Here is a 19949-nt window from a genome sequence, read left to right as displayed (position 1 = left end):
CGAAATTGACTAGCGCTACCTGTCATCGAAGTGACGAGTCGAGCCGACCGGCTCCGCCGCTTACCTGCGTCGGGCCAGCAGGTGAATCCTCGATGAACTAGCGAAAGCCACGGCTGGTCCGGATCGCTTCGCAGAGCACACGGTTCGAGCCAGTGCCTGCGGAGACGACACGGCCACCCGCGTCCGGAAGGCGGCATCCATGGTTCAGATCGTCTCGTGCACCCCACCAGTCACCCACGAAGTCGAGCCCGATCACGGAAGTCCCACCGCGGCAGACCAGGACCTGATCGGCAGTCGAGAAGCATCCTCACGAGTCGGTGTGCGTCCCATGCGCGTCGCGGTGGTAGGGCAGGGCTACGTCGGGCTTCCGCTGGCCCTGCATGCGGCAGCGACCGGTCACCATGTCATCGGATTCGACACCGACCGCACCAAGGTCGAGGACCTGAAATCAGGCCGCTCGCCGATCGAGGATGTCGCCGACAACGCACTGCAGTCGGCCCTGAGCGGCGGCAGGTACAGGCCGTCGTCGCGGCCGCGCGACCTGGTCGGGTTCGACATCGCGGTGATCGCCGTGCCCACGCCGCTGGCCGACGGAGCACCTGATCTGGCGTTCATCCGGGCAGCCGGGCGGTTGGTGGGTGTCCACCTGCGCGCGGGCGCGCTGGTGGTGCTCGAGTCCACGAGCTACCCAGGCACCACCCAGATCCTGGGCGACGTGCTCGAATCTGCATCAGGGTTGAAGCGCGGCGCCGACTTCGGGCTCGGTTTCAGCCCAGAGCGCATCGACCCGGGCAACCAGCAGTGGACCGTCGCGACGACACCCAAGGTCGTCTCCGGGATCGATGCGGTGTCCCTGGCCCGGGTCGCGGAGTTCTACACCGGCCTGGTCGATCGAGTCGTCCTGGTGGACCGGTGCGAAGAAGCCGAGCTGGCCAAACTTCTCGAGAACACCTTCCGGGCGGTCAACATCGCCGTGGTCAACGAGCTGGCCGAGATCGCGCGCCGCGCCGGCGTCGACTTCCGTCAGGCGCTGGCCGCGGCGGCGACCAAACCGTTCGGGTTCATGGCCTTCGACCCCGGGCCCGGCATCGGCGGGCACTGTCTGCCGGTCGACCCGATCTACCTGTCCTGGTGGGCCGAACAGCACACCGGCGGGCGATCCGCGCTGATCGACCTGGCCGCCCAGATCAACAACAACCGACCGGCCCAGGTCGTCGAACGGCTCGCCCTCGCCCTACGCGCCCGCGACCGTGACCTCGCCGGCGCGCAGATCCTGCTGCTGGGATTGGCATACAAACCGGGCAGCGGCGATGTCCGCGAGTCCCCCGCCGTCGAGGTCGCCCAACTACTCACCGCGCGCGGCGCCCGCGTCGTGGCCTGCGACCCGTTCGTGCTCGCGTCCGCGGCCGCCGGGATCACCCTGGTCGACGACCTGGCTCTCGAGCTGGCCGCCGCCGACGCGGCCGTGGTGCTGACCGATCACGACTGCTTCGACTACGACCGGATCGCCGCCGAGGCCGCGTTCGTCTTCGACTGCCGCGGCCGCGTCGCCGCGAGCTCGACCGTGGAGCAGCTGTGAAGGCGGGCCTGCGTATCACGGTGACCGGCGGCGCCGGATTCATCGGCTCGAATCTGGTTCACCAGCTCTTGCGGAACCCTGCGATCGGCGCGGTCACCGTCATCGACGACTGCTCTACCGGCACCGTCGAGCGCTTGGCTGCTGACCGAGCCGCGATCGACTTCCGTCTTGCCAGCATCCTGGACCCTGACGCGGTCACCGATGCGGTCGCCGGTGCCGACGCGGTCGTCCACCTCGCCGCGCTCGGATCGGTGCCACGCTCGATTCAGCACCCGCTGGCCAGCCACCACGCCAACGCCACTGGCACCCTGCAGGTCCTGGAGGCCTGCCGCCACGCCAACGGCCCGCTGCTGATCGCAGCGTCCTCGTCGTCGGTGTATGGAGCGAACCCTCGGCTGCCACGTGTGGAGGACTCCGCGACGATGCCGGTGAGTCCGTACGCGGTGACCAAGCTGGCGACCGAGGCCTACCTGGGCGCCTACCACGCCAGCTTCGGGCTCCCGGTCCTGCCGCTGCGGTTGTTCAACGTCTTCGGGCCCGGCCAGCGCGCCGGACATCCCTACGCAGCGGTCATTCCCCGGTTCATCGCCGCCATGCTGGCCGGAGAACCGATCGTGGTTCACGGTGACGGCACCCAGACCCGGGACTGGACCTTCGTCGACACGGTGTGCCAGGTGATCGGCGCCGCGATCGTCAACCGGGTGAGCAGTCCGTGGCCGGTGAATCTGGCCTTCGGCACCCAGCACTCGGTCCTCGAGGTCGCCACCGAGATCGCCGATCTCCTGGGCCGCGAACTCACCATCGAGCACACCGCGCCGCGCCCCGGCGACGTCGCCCACTCCCACGCCGATCCGGCGCGACTGCGCGCGCTGTTTCCCGCCGTTACCACCTGCGGGTTGCGCGAAGGCCTGGCGCGCACCATCGCCTGGCATCACGACCTGAGCGAGGAGAGTCGATGCACATCCTGATGTATCACCTGGTCGACGACGCGGTCACCGACTCGATGTCGGTGCCCCTCAACCGGTTCCGCGCCCAGATGCAACTGCTCGCCGAGCACTACACGGTACTGACCGAGACCGACCTGCACCGGATGCTCGCCGCCGGCGCGCGCCCACCATCCCGGTCGGTTCTGCTCACCTTCGACGACGGCTACACCAACACGATCACCACAGTCCTGCCGATCCTCGAGCAGCATGGGCTGCCCGCAGTCATGGCCGTGTGCGGCGGCTACCTCACCCCCGACCGGCCGCGATTCACACCCCATGTCGTCGATCTGATGGCGGACTTGGCCGGTGTGCGCCGATGGGTCGCGAGCGGGCGCAGCGTCGCCGCACACGGCTACACCCACCAACGCCTCACCACCGCAACGGACCTCGGGCTCGCCTGGCAAGTCCTGGGGGAACGGGAAACGCTCGCCGATCTGCTCGGCGCTCCACCGGCGATGTTCGTCTACCCCTACGGCGCCTACGACCTGCGCGTGCAGCGTGCCGTGGCGCGCGTCTACCCGCTGGCGATGGCGACCGACGAGCACCACCGTGTCGACATCGGCCACCCCTACAGCCTGCCGCGCATCCAGGTCGACCCGAGCTGGAGCCTGTCCGCGTTCCAGGCCGCGCTCGATGCCGACACCGACCCGGCGACCGCCCAGTACAACGCCCGACGAGTCGACATCGCCGCCGGCCGATCCTCAGGAGTATCGCGATGACCCTCCACCCGCGCACTGTCGCGCTGTACTGGCACAACGGCAGGTCTCTCGGCCATACCTCCGGAGCGGCGAAAGTCGCACAGCACCTGCTGCGCTCGCCGCAGATGTACTCGATCGCCGGGATCACCGGCGCCTACCGCGGCCTGGACCTGCTGCCAGACCAGGTCGACCTGGTCAAGATCCCCTCGTTCGCCAACTTCGACGACCCGAGCGGATGGAACCTGCGCCCGCGCCTGGCCATCAGCGAAACGACCCTGCACCAGGCTCGCGCCGACCTGATCACCACGTTCCTGCGGCACTACCGGCCCGATGTCTTGATCAGCGACCACATCCCGCGCGGAACCGATGACGAGCTGGTGCCCGCACTCGAAGCGCGCTACCCCACCCATGCCGTGCTGAGCCTGCGCGGGGTGCTGTTCGACCGAGACAAGACCATGCGCAAGTACTTCGGCCCTCAGCACCGGGGCCCGTGGGTGCTCGATCACTACTGCCAGTTCAACGTCCACATCCACCCCGAGGTCTTCGACCTCGCCGAGTACTACCGGCTCACCGGCGAAGCCGCACAACGGCTGCATTACACCGGCTACCTGGCCGAACCGGTCCCCTACACCCGCGACCAGGCCCGCACCCGACTCGGCATCGACGCCGAGGAGCGGTTGGTGGTCGCGGCCATGGGCGGCGGCCAGGGCGCAGGCGAGCTGTGGCAAGCGCTCTCGCGGGCACTGACCACCCGCCGTCACGCGTTCGATCGGGCACTGCTGGTCACCGGCCCCTACCTGGAACCGGCGGATCTACGTGCACTGCAACAGTATTGGGCTGACGACGACACGGTCGAGGTCCGCGCCTACGAGCCGGATCTGAAGCCGTGGATGCGGGCCGCGGACCTGTTCATCGGCGCCGCGGGCGCGAACATGCTCGGCGAAGTCCTTGCCACGGCCGCGAACACGATCGCGATCCCGCGCCAGATCCGGGAGGTCGAACAGCAGGTCCACTCCCAGCGGCTGCACCAGCTCGGCATCCTGCGCAAAATCGGTCTCGCCGAGGCGCTGGCCGGGGCGCTCGACACCGAAGTCGCCCGCGCCCTGGCCGATCCGCTCATCGCCGACGGCACCCGTTACCTGTGGGACGGCGGCTCCTATGACCGTCACCTACCCGGCACCGAGACCGGGACGCGATGCGCCTGCGTGAGCGCGCCTCGGCACGCGCCGATGGTGCAGGCATGAAGCCGCCCGGCTGCCTGATCGTGCGGTCGACCAACCTGCTGCTGGCCGACCCCACACACGCCGCCCACGGACAGATCGCGATCTGCGAAGGGACCATCGCGGCCGACCCGACCGGGTGCGGCCACCGCCCGCGCGTGCTCGACACCGCCAGCGACCTGGTCGGGCCCGGCCTGGTCGACCTGCACCTGCACGGTGCCCGCGGGCACGACTTCACCGAATCCGACCCGGCCGCCTGGCACCACATCCTCGCCGCTCATCTGCGCGCCGGAACGACCACCGCGCTAGCGACTTTGGCCAGCACGTCTGCCGCGGCCACTGCCGCGGCGCTGGCCACAGCGACCGATCTGCTCACCGCTGAGCGAGCGCCGACCCTGGCCGGTGTGCACCTGGAAGGCCCCTGCCTGGCCGCCGACCAGCGCGGAGCCCACGATCCGGCTCACCTGCGGACTCCTGGCCAGCTACTCGCCGAGCTGACGCCGCTACCGCCGTTCCTGCAGATGGTGACCCTCGCACCCGAGCTACCCGGCGCCGACATGCTGATCTCCTACCTCGTCGACCACGGTGTGCGGGTCTCGGTCGGTCACAGCCAGGCCACCCCGGCTCAGCTGCAGACCGCCCGGAACCGGGGCGCGACGCACCTCGCGCACCTGTGGAGCGGGCAATCCGCGCTCACCAGGCCCGGCGTGCACCGGATCCCCGGCCTGCTCGAGGCCTCGCTGGCCTCCGACGAGTTCACCGCCGAACTCATCGCCGACGGCCACCACCTACCCGCCGAGCTGCTGACCATCGCCCTGCGCTGCCTCGGCCCGGACCGGCTGTGCCTGGTCTCGGACGCGACCGCCGGAATGGGGCTGCGGTCAGGACATACCTTCCACACCGGCGCCGCGACCGGACGCGTACACGACGGCTACGCCACCACAACCACGGCGAACAGCCTGTGCGGCAGCGTCGTCGCACTGTCGAGCACACTGCCGCGGATGCGGGCGCTGACCGGCGCCTCAGTCGGTGATGTCCTCACAATGGCCACCGCGACACCAGCCAAGGTCTTGGGCCGCTACCCACGGATCGGGACACTGCTGCCGGGTGCCCGCGCGAACCTCACCGTCTGGAATGCCGAGCTGACCTTGGCCTCGGTGGTGCTCGACGGCCGGCTCGTCCGCAACGATGCGGACTGCCCGCACGGAGAACACTGATGCGAGTCGTATTGATCGGCGCCGGAGCTCGCGCCCGAAAGCTGTACTTGCCGTGGCTCAACGGTGACCTCGGCCCGCAGGTCGCCGAAGCGGAACTGGTCGCCGTGATCGACCGGGACCGGCATGCCCTCCACCATGCCGCTCATCGATTCGCGGGCAGTATCGCCGCACCCGACGACCTCGACCGGGTCCTCGGCAACACCGACCCCGACCTGGTGGTCATCGCGACACCGGATGCCGAGCACCGCCACGTCGCCGAGCGAGCCCTCGCCGCACGGTGCGCGGTGCTGGTGGAGAAGCCGCTGGCGACCACCGCCGCCGACGCCTTCGCCCTCGTAAAGGCCGCCCAGCAGACCCGGACGACTCTGCTCGTCGCGCACAATCTGCGCTTCACCAACGTCCACACCCAGGTCCACCAGATGCTCGCCGACGGTCTGATCGGCACGGTCGCCGACGCCGAATTCCACTACCGGCTCAACGCTTCTCATTCGGCCAGCTACTTCCAGCGCTGGCACCGCCGCCGCGCCGCGTCGGGTGGCCTCGAGGTCACCAAGGCCTGCCACCACCTCGACCTGATCGCCTGGTGGCTGCACGCATACCCGTGCACCGTTACTGCGACCCTGCAACACCGCCACTACCAGCCAGGCAGCTCACAGTGGCTGCCCGGCACCGATATCCACGACACGATCGCCGCCGAGATCGCCTACGACACCGGCGTGCACGCGCGCTACACGCTCACCACCAACGCTGACGACGAGGGCTACACCTGCCACCTGTTCGGCACGACAGGCACCCTCACGATCCACTACGACGCCCACACCGGCCCCCACCTGGTCTACCTGCACCCTCGCACCGGCCCCAGCACCCGCTACGAGATCGCGCGCGAACCAGGCACCCACGCTGGCGCCGACACCGCGATGCTGGCCGCCCTGCCCGTCGCCCTGGCCGATCAGCACCGCACACCCTTCGCCACCGCGGCCGCCGCAGCGTGCGCAGTCGCCACCGGCGCCACCATCCACCCCGCCAGCCTCTCCCACCAGGCCCTGCCCATTCCAGATCCCACGACGTTCGGAGCATCGAGATGACCACCACGCTGGCTCGCACACCCAACGGCCTGACTCTGACACGACATCTGCTCACCGAGGCCGAGCAGCTCACCATCGAGGCCCGCCCCGACCAGGAGACCGCGCTGATCCTGATCGCCGGCCACCTCACCACCCGAAGCGGGGACGACACCCACACCGCCGAGCGCGCCGACCCCTTCACCGCGCCCGCCACCGGCTGGTACTTGCCCGCCGATACCGCGGCAACGATCACTGCCGGACCAGAGGGCGCCGACCTGGTCCAGGTCCAAGCCCCGCTCCGTGACAACCGCACCACCGGACCGGCCGCCTCCCGCGTCACCGCCGTGGCACCGGAGACGCGCGGACACGGCAGCTGGGAACGTGAGGTCACCACGCTGCTGGCGCCGCCCCGAACCTCCGGATTGCTGCTCGGCGAGACCATCGCCCGCGACGGCCGCTGGTCGACCTACCCGCCGCATCGCCACTCGATTAGCGACCCTCCCCGCGAAACCGCGCTGCAGGAGGCCTTCGCGTTCCGGGTCCGCCCCGCCACCGGCTTCGGTGTGGTGCTCACATACGACGACACCGTCGCCGACGCCCGCTGCACCGTCGTCACCGGCACCAGCCTCACCACGGTCACCCACGGCTACCACGCCATCGCCGCGGCCGGCGGTCACGACCTCTACTACCTGTGGGCCGCCCACGGCGAGATCGACGACCACTTCGCCCTTCACACCGACCCCGCCCACGCCTGGCTGCTCGACACCTGAACGCGATCGCGCGCGAGGCCACCCATGAACTCCGATCCGACCCCATCCGATACCTGAGGAAGGCACACCATGTCCACCACCGAATCGCGCGGCCTGGCCGTCGTCACCGGCGCGAGCGTCGGCATCGGCGCGGCCACCGCACACGCCCTCCACACCGCCGGCTACACCGTGCTGGCGGCATCACGCCGCCTGAGCACCGAGGCTCCCACTGCCACCGGCATCGCCCACCATCACCTCGATGTCACCGACGCCGAATCCGTCGCCGACCTCGCCCGCACCGTCGCCGAGCACCCGCTGCCGTTGACCTTGCTGGTCAACAACGCCGGGATCCCCACGCCCGCAGCCACCATCGCCGACAGCGACGTCGCAGACTGGCACGCCACCTACGACACCAACGTCGTCGGCAGCCTGCGAACCACCCAGGCCCTGCTCCCGCAGCTCATCGACAACCACGGCCACATCGTGTTCCTCGGCTCCACGGTCGGCCGCGTCGCCTACGAACGCGGCGCCGCCTACGCCGCCAGCAAGCACGCCCTCACCGCGATGGTGGGAACCCTGCGCTTGGAACTCAACGGCGAACCCGTCCGGATCACCGAAGTCGCCCCCGGCATGATGCGCGGCGACGAACGTGGCGGCGAGTTCATGCGCGCCCGATTCGACAACGACCAAGCCGCCATCGACGCCGTCTACCACGGCGTCGAGAACCCGCTGGTTCCCGCCGACATCGCCGAGATCATCGTCTGGTGCGCCACCCGGCCCCCGCACGTCGACATCGACCTGCTCGAGGTCCGCCCCCTGGCCCAGGCCGCCCAGCACAAGGTCCACCGCACCGCCTGATCACCCTGGCTGGGCCTGCCCGCGGCGGCGGGCCCAGCCCCTCATCAAGGAGAATCGCGATGTCCACCAACCGGATCGTCCTGATCCTGCGCCACTTCACCGTCGGCGGCCTGGAACGGGTCCTGCTCTCACACGCCCGCGTCCTGCTCGATGCCGGATATGAGGTCACCGTTTGCGTGCTCGACCCCGGCCGCGACAACGCCCTCGTCGCTGAACTCCCCGTCGCTGCCGAGCTGGTCGTCGCACCACGAAACCGGCTGCGCCGCAATCTGTTCCTTGCCGCGCTGGTCCGCGACAAGGTCGTGGTGCTCGAATTCGGCGACGGTCGGCTCTATCCGGCGATCCGGCCCGCCCTGCGCCGGGCGCGCACCGTCGTCCGGTTCTGCCACTCCGACTACTCCCACCTGCGCAGCCGCGGCAAGAACCTGCTCGACCGTGTCCTTTCCCTCGGCGAAGACCACATCGTCGCCGTCGGCGGCCGCTCGACCCGGTTCCTCCTCGACGACGTCGGCATCCCGGCCGCCAAGGTCACCACCTTGACCAACGCGACCGAGCCCCGCACCGGCGCTGTCACGCCGCCGAGCGCGGCCTGGGCGCAGGACCGCTATGTCGTTGCCGTGCAGAGCCTCTACCCACACAAGGGCCACGACAGCCTCCTGCGCGCCTTCGCCCGCGCGCTCGCCGACACCACGACCTCTGCCCGCCTGGTCATCATCGGCGACGGCGATCAGACCATCGCGCTACGCCAGCTCGCCGCGAAACTCGACATCGCCGATCGCGTCGTCTGGCTCGGTGCGGTCTGGCAGCGCGACCTCGTCGACAGCGTGCTCGCCGGCGCGGCTGGGTTCGTCTCGATGAGCCGCTTCGAAGGCGTGCCCATCTCAGTTCTCGAAGCCCGCCAGCACAGCCTGCCGCTCATCCTGACCGACATCCCCGGCCACCGTGACGGCGCGGGCGGCCGCGGGCCAGCCCAGTTCGTCCCCGTCGACGATATCGTCGCGTGCGCCTCCCACATCCGCGAACTGCTCACCGCCACCGACTCCGACGCGGCGGCCCATCGCCCGGATCGCGACGCGCTCGCTCTCGAATGGGACACCTACCGCGACCAGTTTCTGGGCCTCATCGAACAGGCCGCCGGAACGAAAATGCCTGTTCAAGTGCTGCAAGGTTCCGTATCCTTGTGACTCTGCCGCTACGCGCGCCCGCGCCATCGAAACCCCGAATCGATCCGCGCCCCAAGCTGTAATCTGCCCCCGCCCGGCCTGACCATGCCGGAACCCAACCCGTGAGGAAGCCGTGCCACCAACCACGTTCTCCGACCTCAGCCACAGCGACCAGCTCGGTGTTCTCGACGGTCTGACCCGCGCCGCCCTGCCGATCCACTACGGCATCCCGGCCACCGCCGAGCTCGAGCTCCAGCAGTACGAGGACAACGCCGTCTGGCGGGTCACCCCAATCAGGAGCGAGACCTCCTACGTCGCGCGCCTGTCCATCCGCGACGGTCGACCCGCCGACCAGCAACGCAGCGAAATGGCCTGGCTCGAAAGCCTCGCCGCATCCGGCGGCGTCGCAGTCCCCGGACCAGTGACCACGTCCAGCGGCGATCACGTCGTGCCAGTCACCGTTCCCGGCCACGACCAGCCCGCCACCCTCGCGCTGCTGCACTGGGTACCTGGCACCGCCGAACCGCCGTATCAGCAGCCCGGGGTCGCCGCGCAGATGGGCGCGGCCACCGCGCACCTGCACCGCAACGCCGCCACCGTCGACATCCCCGCCTTCGACCGGCCGACATGGGATTACGAAACCATCCTGCTCAAAGGCGCGGCGCTGACCGACCCCGACGCCACCGTGAACCTCGGAGACCACGGCCGCGAGACCCTGCGCGCCGTCGCTGACCGGGTAACCCAGGCGCTCGCGACCGACCCGTCAGAGCACACACGGATCCACGGTGACCTGCACCGCGAGAACATGATCGCGCTGCCGAACGGCGGCGTCGGGGTCATCGACTTCGACGACTGCGGATGGGGAAGCCCGATCCTCGACATCGCGACCGTGCTCTCCTCGATCCACCGGATCGCCCACACCACTCCCGGCGCCTACGAGAAGTTCACTCGGGACTTCCTCGACGGCTATGCCGGGATCTTCCCACTGCCCGACGAGCTCGACGACCTGCTTGAGCCCTACCTGGTCCTGCGGGACTGCTTCGTGCTGAACTTTGTCAGTGGCGCTCTGTCCAACGCGTCCGTCGCAGAGTGGGGACACGACCGGATCGCCGGAATCATCGCCAACATGGACGCCTATCTCGGTGGCCAGTCCTATCCCGGCACAACCAGCTGAAGGCTCAGAGATGACGACTGGCCGATCTTGGGACTCTAAGGAGTTGGCCCGGTATATCGAAACTCCCCCGCCGCGGCGGCCATGGTGGGGTGGTGGCTGGTCTCGGCGAGTTCGTCGCGTCGAGCAATCCAGTCGGTCATGGTAAGCACAGACCGCAACACCTCGGGTACATGCTCGATTTCGGCTGGAGCGCAGGTGGATTCACCGCTGAGTCGGCTCTCGAGCCGACTCAGCGGGATGTTGTGACGCTGGGCCTGTCTGGCCAGGGAACTCCAGGACGTACCGATCTCTTCGGCTAACTCGGACAGTGTGCGGCCTTGCGTGATGTATTGCTGGTGGAGCCAGGCACGGGACAACGTTGATAGATGGTCGCCGTCCAGGCGCGCGGAGGGGAACTCGTAGTCGCGGGCTAGTTGGGTCAGTGCGCCAGCATTGACACCGTCTCGCGCGGCGATGTCAGTGGTGCTGAAGAACTATCGGAGGTAGAGGTCGGCTCGCACTCGCGCGTCCACATCGTCGGATTCGATAGTCTGTGGAACCGGAACCGGGTGCGTCCAACAGGGTAAAGGGTAAGAGGACGGTTCGTCGGCGCTGGCTGGAGCACGAGGGGGAATCTTTGGTGTCGGGTGAGGGTGAGCTGCATGTCGACGTCGGCGCGCTGCGCAGCACCGCGGCGTTCGTTGCCGGCCAAGCAACTGCAATCCGGGACCGGGTGAAGAAGCTCGACGACACCATCGGCAAGGAACTCCTCGCCGATGGCTGGCAGGGCAAGGCCGCCTCCGCCTACGAGGAGAGCTGGCTGGAATGGAAAGCCGGCGCCGAAACCGTCGCCGCCGCGTTGACAGAGTCTGCCGACAAGCTCCTCGAGGCCGCCAACGCCTACGAAACCCAAGACCAGGCCAACGCCGCGGCCACCGAGCGCCTCCACGGACAGCTGCCGTGACCGGCGATGACCGGTTCCGGGTCGACCTCGAACAGCTCGACGCCGCGATCACGACCATGCAAGCGTTCGGGGCCGAGGTCGCGGGCTGGTTGACCGATGTCGAACGCCGCATCGCCGAGCTGCATTTGAGCTGGGCCAGCGAGGCCGCGACCGCCCAGCGCGCCGCCCACGACAAATGGGTCGCCGGCGTCGATGAGATGCAGGAAAACCTCGACGAACTACGTGAGGTCGCCCGCATCGCGCACACCAACTACACCCGAGCCATCACCCACAACACCCGGATGTGGCCGTAGATGGCGCCGGTGATCGTCACTCCCACCGAAATCCGCACCGCGGCAACCGTCTTCAAAAACGCCCACGGCCTGGCGTCGGCCAAGATCCGTGCCATGGCCGCCAACCTGCAGCAATACGGTGGCTGCGCGGGCAGTGACAAGCCCGGCCGGGACTGGTCGGCCAGCTTCGACCCCGCCGCCAAGGACGCGATGACCGCGGCCGCGGCCTGGGTGAGCGGGCTCGCCCAGATGCACGACCTGCTCGAGGTCACCGCGACCAACCACGCCAACGCCAACCAACTCTCGGTCATCGGTGGCGCCGACACCGACCTGGCCTTCGGCGCGGGCTCGCTGGCGTGGATGCAACCGATCACTTTGCCTGCCCTGTTCGGTGGCAGCTCGGAGGCGCCGTCGTGGTGGGACAAGATCGCCGAGTACACCCAGGGCGAGGTGTGGCCCAGCGGCAACCCCGAGAATCTGCGCAACGTCGCCACCCAGTGGAGCTTCTACGGCGACGAACTGCTGCCCTACCACAGCTTCCAAGCCGCCCGAGACGCGATCAGCGGACAGCAAACCCCCGAAGTCCAGCAGATCCTCGACCAGATCACCATCCTCGAGAACCAGGGCAAAACCCTCACCGCCCAGTTCAAGATCCTCGCGAAATCCTGCGCCGACTACGCCCTCGCGATCGAGAACACCCGCAAGGAGATCCTGACCCTCCTCGGCGAGTTTGCCGCGGTCTTCGTCATCGGCGAAGTCGTGTCCTGGGGCCTGGCCAGCTACAGCTTCGGCCTCACCGCCGCAGGCGGAACCGCGGCCTTGGCCGCGCGAGCGGCGGTCGTGGGCAGCAGAATCGCCACCCTGTGCCGCAACCTCGCGACCACCGCGCAGATGACCGGCTTGCCGGTCGTCGCGGCCTCAGGCGCGTTCGCCCGCTCGGTCGCCGAACTGTCCCCGCTGCTGGCCGCCCAAGCCGGGCTCGCCACCGCCGAGGCGACCGGCGCGATCAACCCCCTGACACTGGACGACCTGCGACTGTTGTCGCGGACCCGGCCGTACCTGCGAGTGACCACGACCAGACCGGTGCAGGAGGCGGCACCGAAAGTGACCGTCAACGGTCAAGAGTTCTACCTCAGCGCCACCGACCCCACCGTGCTCATCCCAGTGAGCGGCAAGTACGCCGACCCAGCGATCCGTCAACTCCCGATGGACGCACGCAATGAGTACTATCTCGGCGCCAACGGCATGAAGTACCCTGTCAACTCGACACCGGTCATGGGACACGAAGCAGGTCACGAATTCTGGCGCCTACGCGAAGAAGCGCTGCGACAGAACATGACGTGGGCCGAATTCCGGGACTACGTCAACAATCCGAGCTTCTATCGAATCGAAGACGCGCCCGGAAACTCCCGACACATCTACGAAGCGCCGAGATAAAAGGGGTCGACTGTGTGGAAAAAACCGAAGAAGCCACAAATCCAACGCGACCGCGCGGGACGCACCGAACTGCACTACGCCGCCGCCGACACCAACGGTGCCCGCGCCGCGGAGATCCAGCAGCTGCTCGCCGAGGGCTATGACCCCAACGACCGCGACGAAGCCGGGCTCGCTCCCTTGCACTTCGCCGCCCAATACGGCGGGATCGACACCGTGGCAACACTATTGGACGCAGGCGCTGACCCCAACGCCCAAGACGACAAGGGCGACACCCCCCTGTTCTACGCGTTCCGCAGCCCCTGGAGCACACCCGAGGTCGTCCGGCTGCTGCGGGACCGGGGTGCTGACGCCCGCATCGAGAACCACCGCGGACAGTCCCCTCTGTGGTTGATCGAGATGATCTCGAACAAGCCCGAGATTCGTTCCCTATTCGTCGACGATGAAGGCGACGGTCAACCGTGAGCTCGACCGAAGACTGGGACAGGGAACTCGAAGAGCACCTCCGCGTCCTCCGGCGCAGCGCCAACGAATTCTCCACCGCCCTGTCGCGGCTACGGGGCCGCGGCACCGCGAGAGGCGTATCGATCGAAGTCGACGCCAACGGCGACATCACCTCACTGCAGATCGCACCCAGCGCAATGTCCTGGAGCTCCTCGCAGCTAAGCCACGCACTCGTAGAAATCCACCGCAGTGCACGGTCAGATATCCAAACCCAGACCGCGAAGCTTCTCCAGACCGCAGACCCACAGCTACGACTGGGTATCGAGGGGCTGAACGGAGAGCCCTCGCAGACATCGAGCACTGAACGTGCTCGCTTGACCGAAGCGGAGATCCAAGCAGCGGACGACGCGTACTTCGCGCGCCTCAACGGCGAGGAATGGTAGTCCGTGGTCAGTAATAGTCGCGGAGCATTTCGATGGACCATGGCGCCTGCTCGATCCGGCCTCGGGGTCCGAATTCGGCGAACCATGGCTTGATATCGAGCACTGGTGTCCCGTCGACGGCATCGAGCTCCTTAACGTGCAGGTCCAAGCCATCGACCCGCAGCAGCCGGGTACGGGACACTCCCAACCAGTTTACCCGGCGCATGTTTCGGTGGCCGAATATGCCGACCTGGGGCCAGTCGGGGTTGTCGCGGGCGCTGCGTGCACCGAAGTGCAGGTCGTTCTGGTCGGTCAGATGGAATCGGAACACGATCTCAAGGTGACTGAACTGTTCGAGGCCTTTCACCGAGTCCTCGGTGAAACGTGGGTCATCAATTCGGATGATCGCCTCAGTGCCGGCCCAATGGTCGTCGGTCGGTTCTGCGCGCCCTCCGACGACATGGGCAATCGGCACGACTTCGAATGTCTCGTCACTCATGACTTCCCCTAGATTTGTTGTGCTGCAAGATACTCAGCGGCTTGTTGATGGACCTCCGCCACGCCCGCAACGGCCGCGCCGAGGTGTGGCGCGACTGTGGCGCGGATGTCGCGGGCGACGCGGCGGGTACGTCCCGATTGGACCGTACCCATCGCTGATAGCGCCGACGACCACGTCGCGCAGGCCTGTTCCAGATCGCCCTGGCGGGCCTGGATTGATCCGAGGTAGCCGAGAGTAACCGCGTGCGTGCGTGCGAAGGCCGATGCCTTGCGCTTGCGGACACTCACCTCGAACTGCGCCGCGGCGCCGCGTAGGTCGCCGGAGTCGCGCAGCGCGCAGCCGGTCTCGTGGGCCAGGCTGGCCTCAGAGAAGAAGTAGACGCGAGCTGGCTCTGTGACAGTGTCCGAGGCCGAGGCGAGATCTTCTTCGGCGGCCAGTAGCGCGGTCGCCGCCGCGCGGCTATTGTTGGCCGCGCTGAGCGCTTTGGCGTATACGACCATCAGCAGTGACCGCTCCTTCGGTGTCGCGGTGCGGTAGCGACCACCGCTCACCGAGGCTTCTGCGAGAGCGAGCCCATCGCTGTGGTGGCCGAGGTCTATCGCTTGATGTGCCATCGCGCGCAGGATATGTCCCGCCAGCGGTTCGTCATCTGCCTCTGCGGCAAGTTTGGTGGCGGTACCGAAGTAGCGTTGAGCGGTGTAGTGCTCGTCGTTGTCGAACGCCATCCAGCCGGCTAGGTACGCCATCTCTGCCGCAGCGGAGAACATGTCGCGACGCACACGATCATCGGGGTAGGACCCGTGCAAGTAGGCCACAACTTCCTCACTCAGGTACTGGACCACCGCGCTGCGCCCGTGTCCTCCGCCCCGGCGCTGATCGATCTGGGAGAAGAACACCATGATCTGGCGGACCTCTTCGACATCGGAAGCACCTACCCGGCGAAGCGACGGCACTGACCTGACCACCGGTCCCGACCGCTCCAGCGACCCAGGCAAGACCATCGAAGCACTCAACGCGGTGGAATAGCCACTACGCAGGAATGCACGTCGTTCCACGTCAGCCTTTCCGAGGTCGGCGAGGGAAGCCACAGGATCTGCTAACCCGCCGAACCGCTTCTCGTACCACGCTATGACATCCGGTGGCGCAGCGCGCTTACCGGTCTCGTAGTAGGCCACCGCGGACTTTCCCCGGTGTAGTTCCCCAGCCACCACTGACAAGGAGACGCCTGCCGCTTCCCGAGCGGCTCGGAGTTGTGCACCAACAATAACGGCGTGACCGTCCATACCGGCGAATCATTCCAGCCTGTGGACACTCTGTGGAAGCCCGGGACTCTCGTCCGTTCCCAGCTTGGCGACCTGCAAGTGCATTTGCACGTCCGAGTGCATTTCAGCCCGGCACAAGGCCCGCCGATCAGGCCACGCATCCTTTGCGATCAACTCCTCTACCCGTACCGAGGCCTGCGCCACGCCAACGTCCACATCGGCTATCTGGCACACCCATTTCTTGTACACCGGCCAGAAATCGCGCCGTGCGATCGCGGATGTGGACGCGGTGTGGACGCCGAACCCATAGGCGTGGACGCACACCGCTGGTTGTCTAGACAAACAGAGGCAAGCCGGCCAACCCGTTCAAGGTCAGCCCCGCGCACCTCGACATCGCCAGTACCGGAATCGCACTGTTAGGAGAACCGGACCCATGAGCCAAGCCCTTGCGCCCCTACCCGCATCGACACTCGGCAGTAACGGGTCTCTCGGCGCACCACCACGATCAGCGAGAGTCTGTGCGGCCGAATACCGCCAAGCTGGCCTTCCCGCCTCGGTGCGTGACCGGGTGTTCGTCCTGACCTCCAACGCGGTCATCGAGCTGCCGAGCCCACTCAAGCACGCGGCGACGCGTCGGGAGTGGATCGTCGCCCCGCGCTACAACCTGCGCCCGACCACGTCGATGGTCATCGCCGCTGTCAGCGAGAACTTTTCGAAGGGCGGTCCGCGGTGACCCGATTCCCGACCTTGAAGCCACGCGCCGCGCTTCCCGCCGCTGCGGTGGGGCAGGTGAACTACTACAACACCGTCTGCGGGCTCCCTGCATTCCTGCGCGCAGGGAGCGGATTAATCTTCGTCGCGGCCGGAAGCATCGGCGCGATCGTCGTACCGGTTCCGCTTGCCCCGAAGCTGACTAGACGGCTGGAGCTCCCTGTTCCAACGATCATCAACCTCGCTGCCGGTCACCGCACGACCTGGACGTTCCTCACCGCGCCGATTCCGACGCATGTGCGTCACAGTGTGCCGACGACCACGGTCCTGGATCGGTGCGGGGCCACGATGGTCGCCGAAGGTGCCGAGATCTTGCTGCCCTCACCCGATGATCCCGCTCGGCGTTGGCACGCGGCTGCCCCGACCGATAGGTACCGACCGTCCCCGGTGTCGATCCTGGCAGCCCTAGCCGCACGGTGAACGGTCCTTCCCCCGGGGGGTGTACCCACCCAACAAGCCCGGCCCCGCGCGCGGGCGTCACTCAACGAAAGAAGTTACACATGTCAATCACCGGGACTGTCAAGTGGTTCAGCGCCGAGAAGGGTTTCGGGTTCATCGCGCGCGATGCCGGCCCCGATGTGTTCGTCCACTACTCCGGGATCATCGGACAGGGCTTTCGCGCGCTCTCCGAGAACGATCATGTCCAGTTCGAGATCACCGACAGCGACCGTGGACCGCAGGCTGTCCAAGTACGACGGGTCGACTCCCACCGCCAGAAATAGACGTGCGGGGCTGCCTCGCACCCGATCCGAAATACCCACCCGCCACGACCGTGGAGGACCCGATGACGGCCTACCTCACGAGCTCTACAACCCTATGTCACCCAGATGATGCCGCCCAGCGTTCGACCGCAGGTCCGTGCGCGCACGCCCTGCAGCTGGAAGGCGTCACCGTGGCTGCGCGATGCGCCTACTACGAGCAGGTGTGCCAGTTGCCGGCCGTGCCTGATCCAGTCTCCGGCCAGATCGTTGTCGTGGCTGGGCGGGTTCAGGCGGTCATGGTTCCCAGCGCTCTCGGCCGACGGGTTCGAAGTGAGCTCGGGCGTGTGGAGGTGAGTTGTGGTCCGATCGTGTCGCATCCCAAGTCCGGGACGTGGACGTTCCTCACCGATTCGGACCGCAGGATCGAGGCACTCCCTGACGCTACGCGGTTGTGGGTCAACGGCGTCGTGGTGCTGGCTTCCGGTGCCCGGATCGGTCTCCCGACGCCCGCTGCGGGCAACGCTGGCTCGTGTCGAGCATGGGAGTCACCCCCGACCAGTCGGCAACGACCGACGACCACCTCGGTCCTCGACGCGGTCCGTCGTTTCCTACAGCAGGGCGGTGCGCGATGACCAGCACGCGTTTCCTGGCGGTGGACAAGGTGATTCACCGTGCCAGCTCTTACCGCAACTCCTGCGGGTTCGATGTGTTCGTTCGGGAATCCACGAGCCAGATCGTGTTGCGGGTCGGGACCGTCGGCGCCATCGAGTTGGCCTCCGCGTTCGGCCAGCGAGTAGTCGCGGCTTTGCCGTGGCCCGGCCCGGTGATCGTACGCAGTGACACCACCCAGCCACGGCTGACCATCCTTACCGGTCCCGTACCCGCTCACCTACGCGGCGGTGCCAGCTTCGCGGCTCTGTCCAGTACCGGGGCGGTGCTCGCTGCCGAGGGCGACGAGGTGTTGCTGCCCTCGCCCCGTGACCCGGCGCGACGTTGGCTACCGCACGAACCCTTGGATCCCTATCGGCCGAGCGCTGAGGTCGTGGTCTCCACGATCCTGGCCTGCCGATAAGCGGCGCCGGAGCTTGCCATGCCGCGGTCTGGATCACCCCGCCCCGATGAGCCCGACACTCACCTGCGAGTGATCAGTGGCGGGCTGGTCGCCGACTTCAGCGGGTGTGTCTCGGCTGTGCGGAACTTCTTGCGCGAGTGCCGGATCCATCCTCGTACCTCCATCACTGCCCTCGAAGTCAGCGATGGATATCTACCGAAACATCGAATGCCTTGTGAGGTCCTGTGGCTACATCCGTGACCGAGACGCCCGCGCACCGCTGCGCCGCCTACCGGCAATTCGGCTGGCGGGTCGTGCTCGACAGCCACGACAACATCGTGCTGCCCGCCGACCAGATCCACGGCATCCAGGTCTGCGACCGGCTCGCCGACAAGGTTGCAGACCAGTTGCAGCACAGCAGGATTCAGACACCAATCGTGCACAACACCGCGACAGGGCAGCGCATGTTCTTGACGACCGCGATCCGAGCCGAGGACCCGCGCCTGATCAACATCTTCCCGCGCGGCTCGAAGGTGCAAGCCATCCGCACCGCGCCGGGTTCCCCGATCCCGCTGCCGACCCCGGGCGACCCGACACGGGTATGGCTGAGCCCGCCTCGCCCCGGCGCCCTGGCCGACTTCGAGCTCGTCTACACGATCACCCGCGACGCCGCTCGCGGCCTACTCGACGCCGCCTGACCACAGCACACCGCGACTGACCGGTCGCTCCACACCGAATAGCAAGGAAGAACATCATGTCCTACACCAGCATCTACGACCACACCGTCGACGGGCTGGCGCCGTTGCAGCGCAGCCTGATCGCGATCGAGGAACGCGTCACCCAGCAGCGAGCCTGGAACCCCGACATCGTGATCGGGCTCGTCCAGACCGAGGACTACGCGCGGGCGATCCTGTCCGAGTGCTTCGGGGTGCTCGAAGTTCCCGACGACCTCGACGAGACGGTCGCCGCACGGATGAAGCGCCAACAGATCCTGGACCGAGATGAGCGTGACTTCCATTTCCTGATCGGGGAATCGGCGCTCCATCACGTCGTCGGCAGCAGCGAGATCATGGCCGAGCAGATCCTCGCGTTGCGTGACCAGCTCGATGCGCGCCCGCACGTGCGGATCGGGATCGTGCCGCTCAACGCGCGTTTCGTGGGTCCGGCACCCGAGTTCGTCCTGCACGACACCGCCCGCGTGGAGTCCGAAACCGCGACCGGGGAGGTGGTCGCCACCTCCCCGCGCGACGTCGCCTTGGCCGCGCGGCTGTTCGACCGCCTGCACGGCCAAGCCGTCTACGGCCAGGACGCAACGGTCGTGCTCACCCGTGTGCTGGCCCTGCACGCCGGCCACTGACCCCACCGTGTGTCCGGTCGGCCAGGCCCCGGCCGACCGGACACCGACATCGCTGTGCCCGCAGCCTCTCTCGACCGATCGATGC

General features: G+C 67.6%; 23 protein-coding genes. 21 read left to right on the top strand and 2 right to left on the bottom strand.

Annotated features, from left to right (window positions below):
* The first annotated feature begins 199 nt into the window (after positions 1–199).
* The 15 genes from ACWEVR_RS30670 to ACWEVR_RS30600 all read left to right on the top strand — a co-directional run bounded on the left by ACWEVR_RS30670 (position 200) and on the right by ACWEVR_RS30600 (position 14244).
* On the top strand, positions 200–1579 hold the full coding sequence (locus tag ACWEVR_RS30670) for a nucleotide sugar dehydrogenase (protein WP_452469764.1): 1380 nt from the start codon (positions 200–202) through the stop codon (positions 1577–1579).
* The gene (locus ACWEVR_RS30665) at positions 1576–2547 is read left to right on the top strand and encodes an NAD-dependent epimerase/dehydratase family protein (RefSeq protein ID WP_280302099.1); all 972 of its coding nucleotides are present in this window, start codon (positions 1576–1578) and stop codon (positions 2545–2547) included. The genes ACWEVR_RS30670 and ACWEVR_RS30665 overlap by 4 nt, the downstream gene beginning before the upstream one ends.
* A complete protein-coding gene (locus tag ACWEVR_RS30660) occupies positions 2535–3284 on the top strand; it encodes a polysaccharide deacetylase family protein (protein WP_280302101.1) in 750 nt (249 codons plus the stop codon). Before ACWEVR_RS30665 ends, ACWEVR_RS30660 begins: the two co-directional genes overlap by 13 nt.
* Positions 3281–4507 (top strand): glycosyltransferase family protein, encoded by a 1227-nt coding sequence (locus ACWEVR_RS30655; protein ID WP_280302103.1) that lies wholly within the window; start codon positions 3281–3283, stop codon positions 4505–4507. The genes ACWEVR_RS30660 and ACWEVR_RS30655 overlap by 4 nt, the downstream gene beginning before the upstream one ends.
* Entirely contained in the window at positions 4504–5700 is a 1197-nt protein-coding gene (locus tag ACWEVR_RS30650) for an N-acetylglucosamine-6-phosphate deacetylase (RefSeq protein ID WP_280302105.1), read from the top strand. Before ACWEVR_RS30655 ends, ACWEVR_RS30650 begins: the two co-directional genes overlap by 4 nt.
* Complete coding sequence (locus ACWEVR_RS30645; protein WP_280302107.1) at positions 5700–6785, top strand: Gfo/Idh/MocA family protein; 1086 nt, start codon at positions 5700–5702, stop codon at positions 6783–6785. Before ACWEVR_RS30650 ends, ACWEVR_RS30645 begins: the two co-directional genes overlap by 1 nt.
* Entirely contained in the window at positions 6782–7534 is a 753-nt protein-coding gene (locus ACWEVR_RS30640; protein ID WP_280302109.1) for a 5-deoxy-glucuronate isomerase, read from the top strand. The genes ACWEVR_RS30645 and ACWEVR_RS30640 overlap by 4 nt, the downstream gene beginning before the upstream one ends.
* A gap of 69 nt (positions 7535–7603) precedes the next feature.
* Complete coding sequence (locus ACWEVR_RS30635; protein WP_280302111.1) at positions 7604–8371, top strand: SDR family oxidoreductase; 768 nt, start codon at positions 7604–7606, stop codon at positions 8369–8371.
* A gap of 59 nt (positions 8372–8430) precedes the next feature.
* On the top strand, positions 8431–9555 hold the full coding sequence (locus ACWEVR_RS30630) for a glycosyltransferase (protein WP_280302113.1): 1125 nt from the start codon (positions 8431–8433) through the stop codon (positions 9553–9555).
* 112 nt (positions 9556–9667) lie between these two features.
* Positions 9668–10708, top strand: a complete 1041-nt coding sequence (locus tag ACWEVR_RS30625; protein ID WP_280302115.1) for a phosphotransferase enzyme family protein — start codon at positions 9668–9670, stop codon at positions 10706–10708.
* 619 nt (positions 10709–11327) lie between these two features.
* Positions 11328–11651, top strand: a complete 324-nt coding sequence (locus tag ACWEVR_RS30620; protein ID WP_280302142.1) for a WXG100 family type VII secretion target — start codon at positions 11328–11330, stop codon at positions 11649–11651.
* Complete coding sequence (locus ACWEVR_RS30615; protein WP_280302116.1) at positions 11648–11944, top strand: WXG100 family type VII secretion target; 297 nt, start codon at positions 11648–11650, stop codon at positions 11942–11944. The genes ACWEVR_RS30620 and ACWEVR_RS30615 overlap by 4 nt, the downstream gene beginning before the upstream one ends.
* On the top strand, positions 11945–13360 hold the full coding sequence (locus ACWEVR_RS30610; protein WP_280302118.1) for an HNH/ENDO VII family nuclease: 1416 nt from the start codon (positions 11945–11947) through the stop codon (positions 13358–13360).
* A 12-nt stretch (positions 13361–13372) separates the two neighbouring features.
* Entirely contained in the window at positions 13373–13822 is a 450-nt protein-coding gene (locus ACWEVR_RS30605) for an ankyrin repeat domain-containing protein (RefSeq protein WP_280302119.1), read from the top strand.
* Positions 13819–14244, top strand: a complete 426-nt coding sequence (locus ACWEVR_RS30600) for a YbaB/EbfC family nucleoid-associated protein (protein WP_280302121.1) — start codon at positions 13819–13821, stop codon at positions 14242–14244. The genes ACWEVR_RS30605 and ACWEVR_RS30600 overlap by 4 nt, the downstream gene beginning before the upstream one ends.
* 7 nt (positions 14245–14251) lie before the next feature.
* Here ACWEVR_RS30600 and ACWEVR_RS30595 read toward each other — a convergent pair whose 3' ends face one another.
* Together ACWEVR_RS30595 and ACWEVR_RS30590 are read right to left on the bottom strand one after the other, a co-directional pair.
* Positions 14252–14722: an SAM-dependent methyltransferase gene (locus ACWEVR_RS30595; protein ID WP_280302123.1), complete on the bottom strand. Its 471-nt coding sequence runs from the start codon at positions 14720–14722 to the stop codon at positions 14252–14254.
* Between the two features lie 8 nt (positions 14723–14730).
* On the bottom strand, positions 14731–16005 hold the full coding sequence (locus ACWEVR_RS30590; protein ID WP_280302126.1) for a helix-turn-helix domain-containing protein: 1275 nt from the start codon (positions 16003–16005) through the stop codon (positions 14731–14733).
* A 412-nt stretch (positions 16006–16417) separates the two neighbouring features.
* Here ACWEVR_RS30590 and ACWEVR_RS30585 point away from each other — a divergent pair, with 412 nt between their 5' ends.
* The 6 genes from ACWEVR_RS30585 to ACWEVR_RS30560 all read left to right on the top strand — a co-directional run bounded on the left by ACWEVR_RS30585 (position 16418) and on the right by ACWEVR_RS30560 (position 19864).
* Entirely contained in the window at positions 16418–16717 is a 300-nt protein-coding gene (locus ACWEVR_RS30585; protein ID WP_452469763.1) for a hypothetical protein, read from the top strand.
* A gap of 56 nt (positions 16718–16773) precedes the next feature.
* A complete protein-coding gene (locus ACWEVR_RS30580) occupies positions 16774–17175 on the top strand; it encodes a hypothetical protein (protein ID WP_280302130.1) in 402 nt (133 codons plus the stop codon).
* An 80-nt stretch (positions 17176–17255) separates the two neighbouring features.
* The gene (locus ACWEVR_RS30575) at positions 17256–17477 is read left to right on the top strand and encodes a cold-shock protein (RefSeq protein ID WP_110038869.1); all 222 of its coding nucleotides are present in this window, start codon (positions 17256–17258) and stop codon (positions 17475–17477) included.
* A gap of 607 nt (positions 17478–18084) precedes the next feature.
* A complete protein-coding gene (locus ACWEVR_RS30570) occupies positions 18085–18528 on the top strand; it encodes a hypothetical protein (RefSeq protein WP_280302133.1) in 444 nt (147 codons plus the stop codon).
* A gap of 224 nt (positions 18529–18752) precedes the next feature.
* The gene (locus ACWEVR_RS30565; RefSeq protein WP_280302135.1) at positions 18753–19205 is read left to right on the top strand and encodes a hypothetical protein; all 453 of its coding nucleotides are present in this window, start codon (positions 18753–18755) and stop codon (positions 19203–19205) included.
* 56 nt (positions 19206–19261) lie between these two features.
* Positions 19262–19864 (top strand): DUF5753 domain-containing protein, encoded by a 603-nt coding sequence (locus ACWEVR_RS30560; RefSeq protein ID WP_316575422.1) that lies wholly within the window; start codon positions 19262–19264, stop codon positions 19862–19864.
* Positions 19865–19949 lie beyond the last annotated feature (85 nt).

This window comes from Nocardia sp. NPDC003979 (assembly GCF_053605015.1).
The sequence above is the reverse complement of the archived record's forward strand: the minus strand, read 5'-3'. Positions and strand labels throughout refer to the sequence as shown.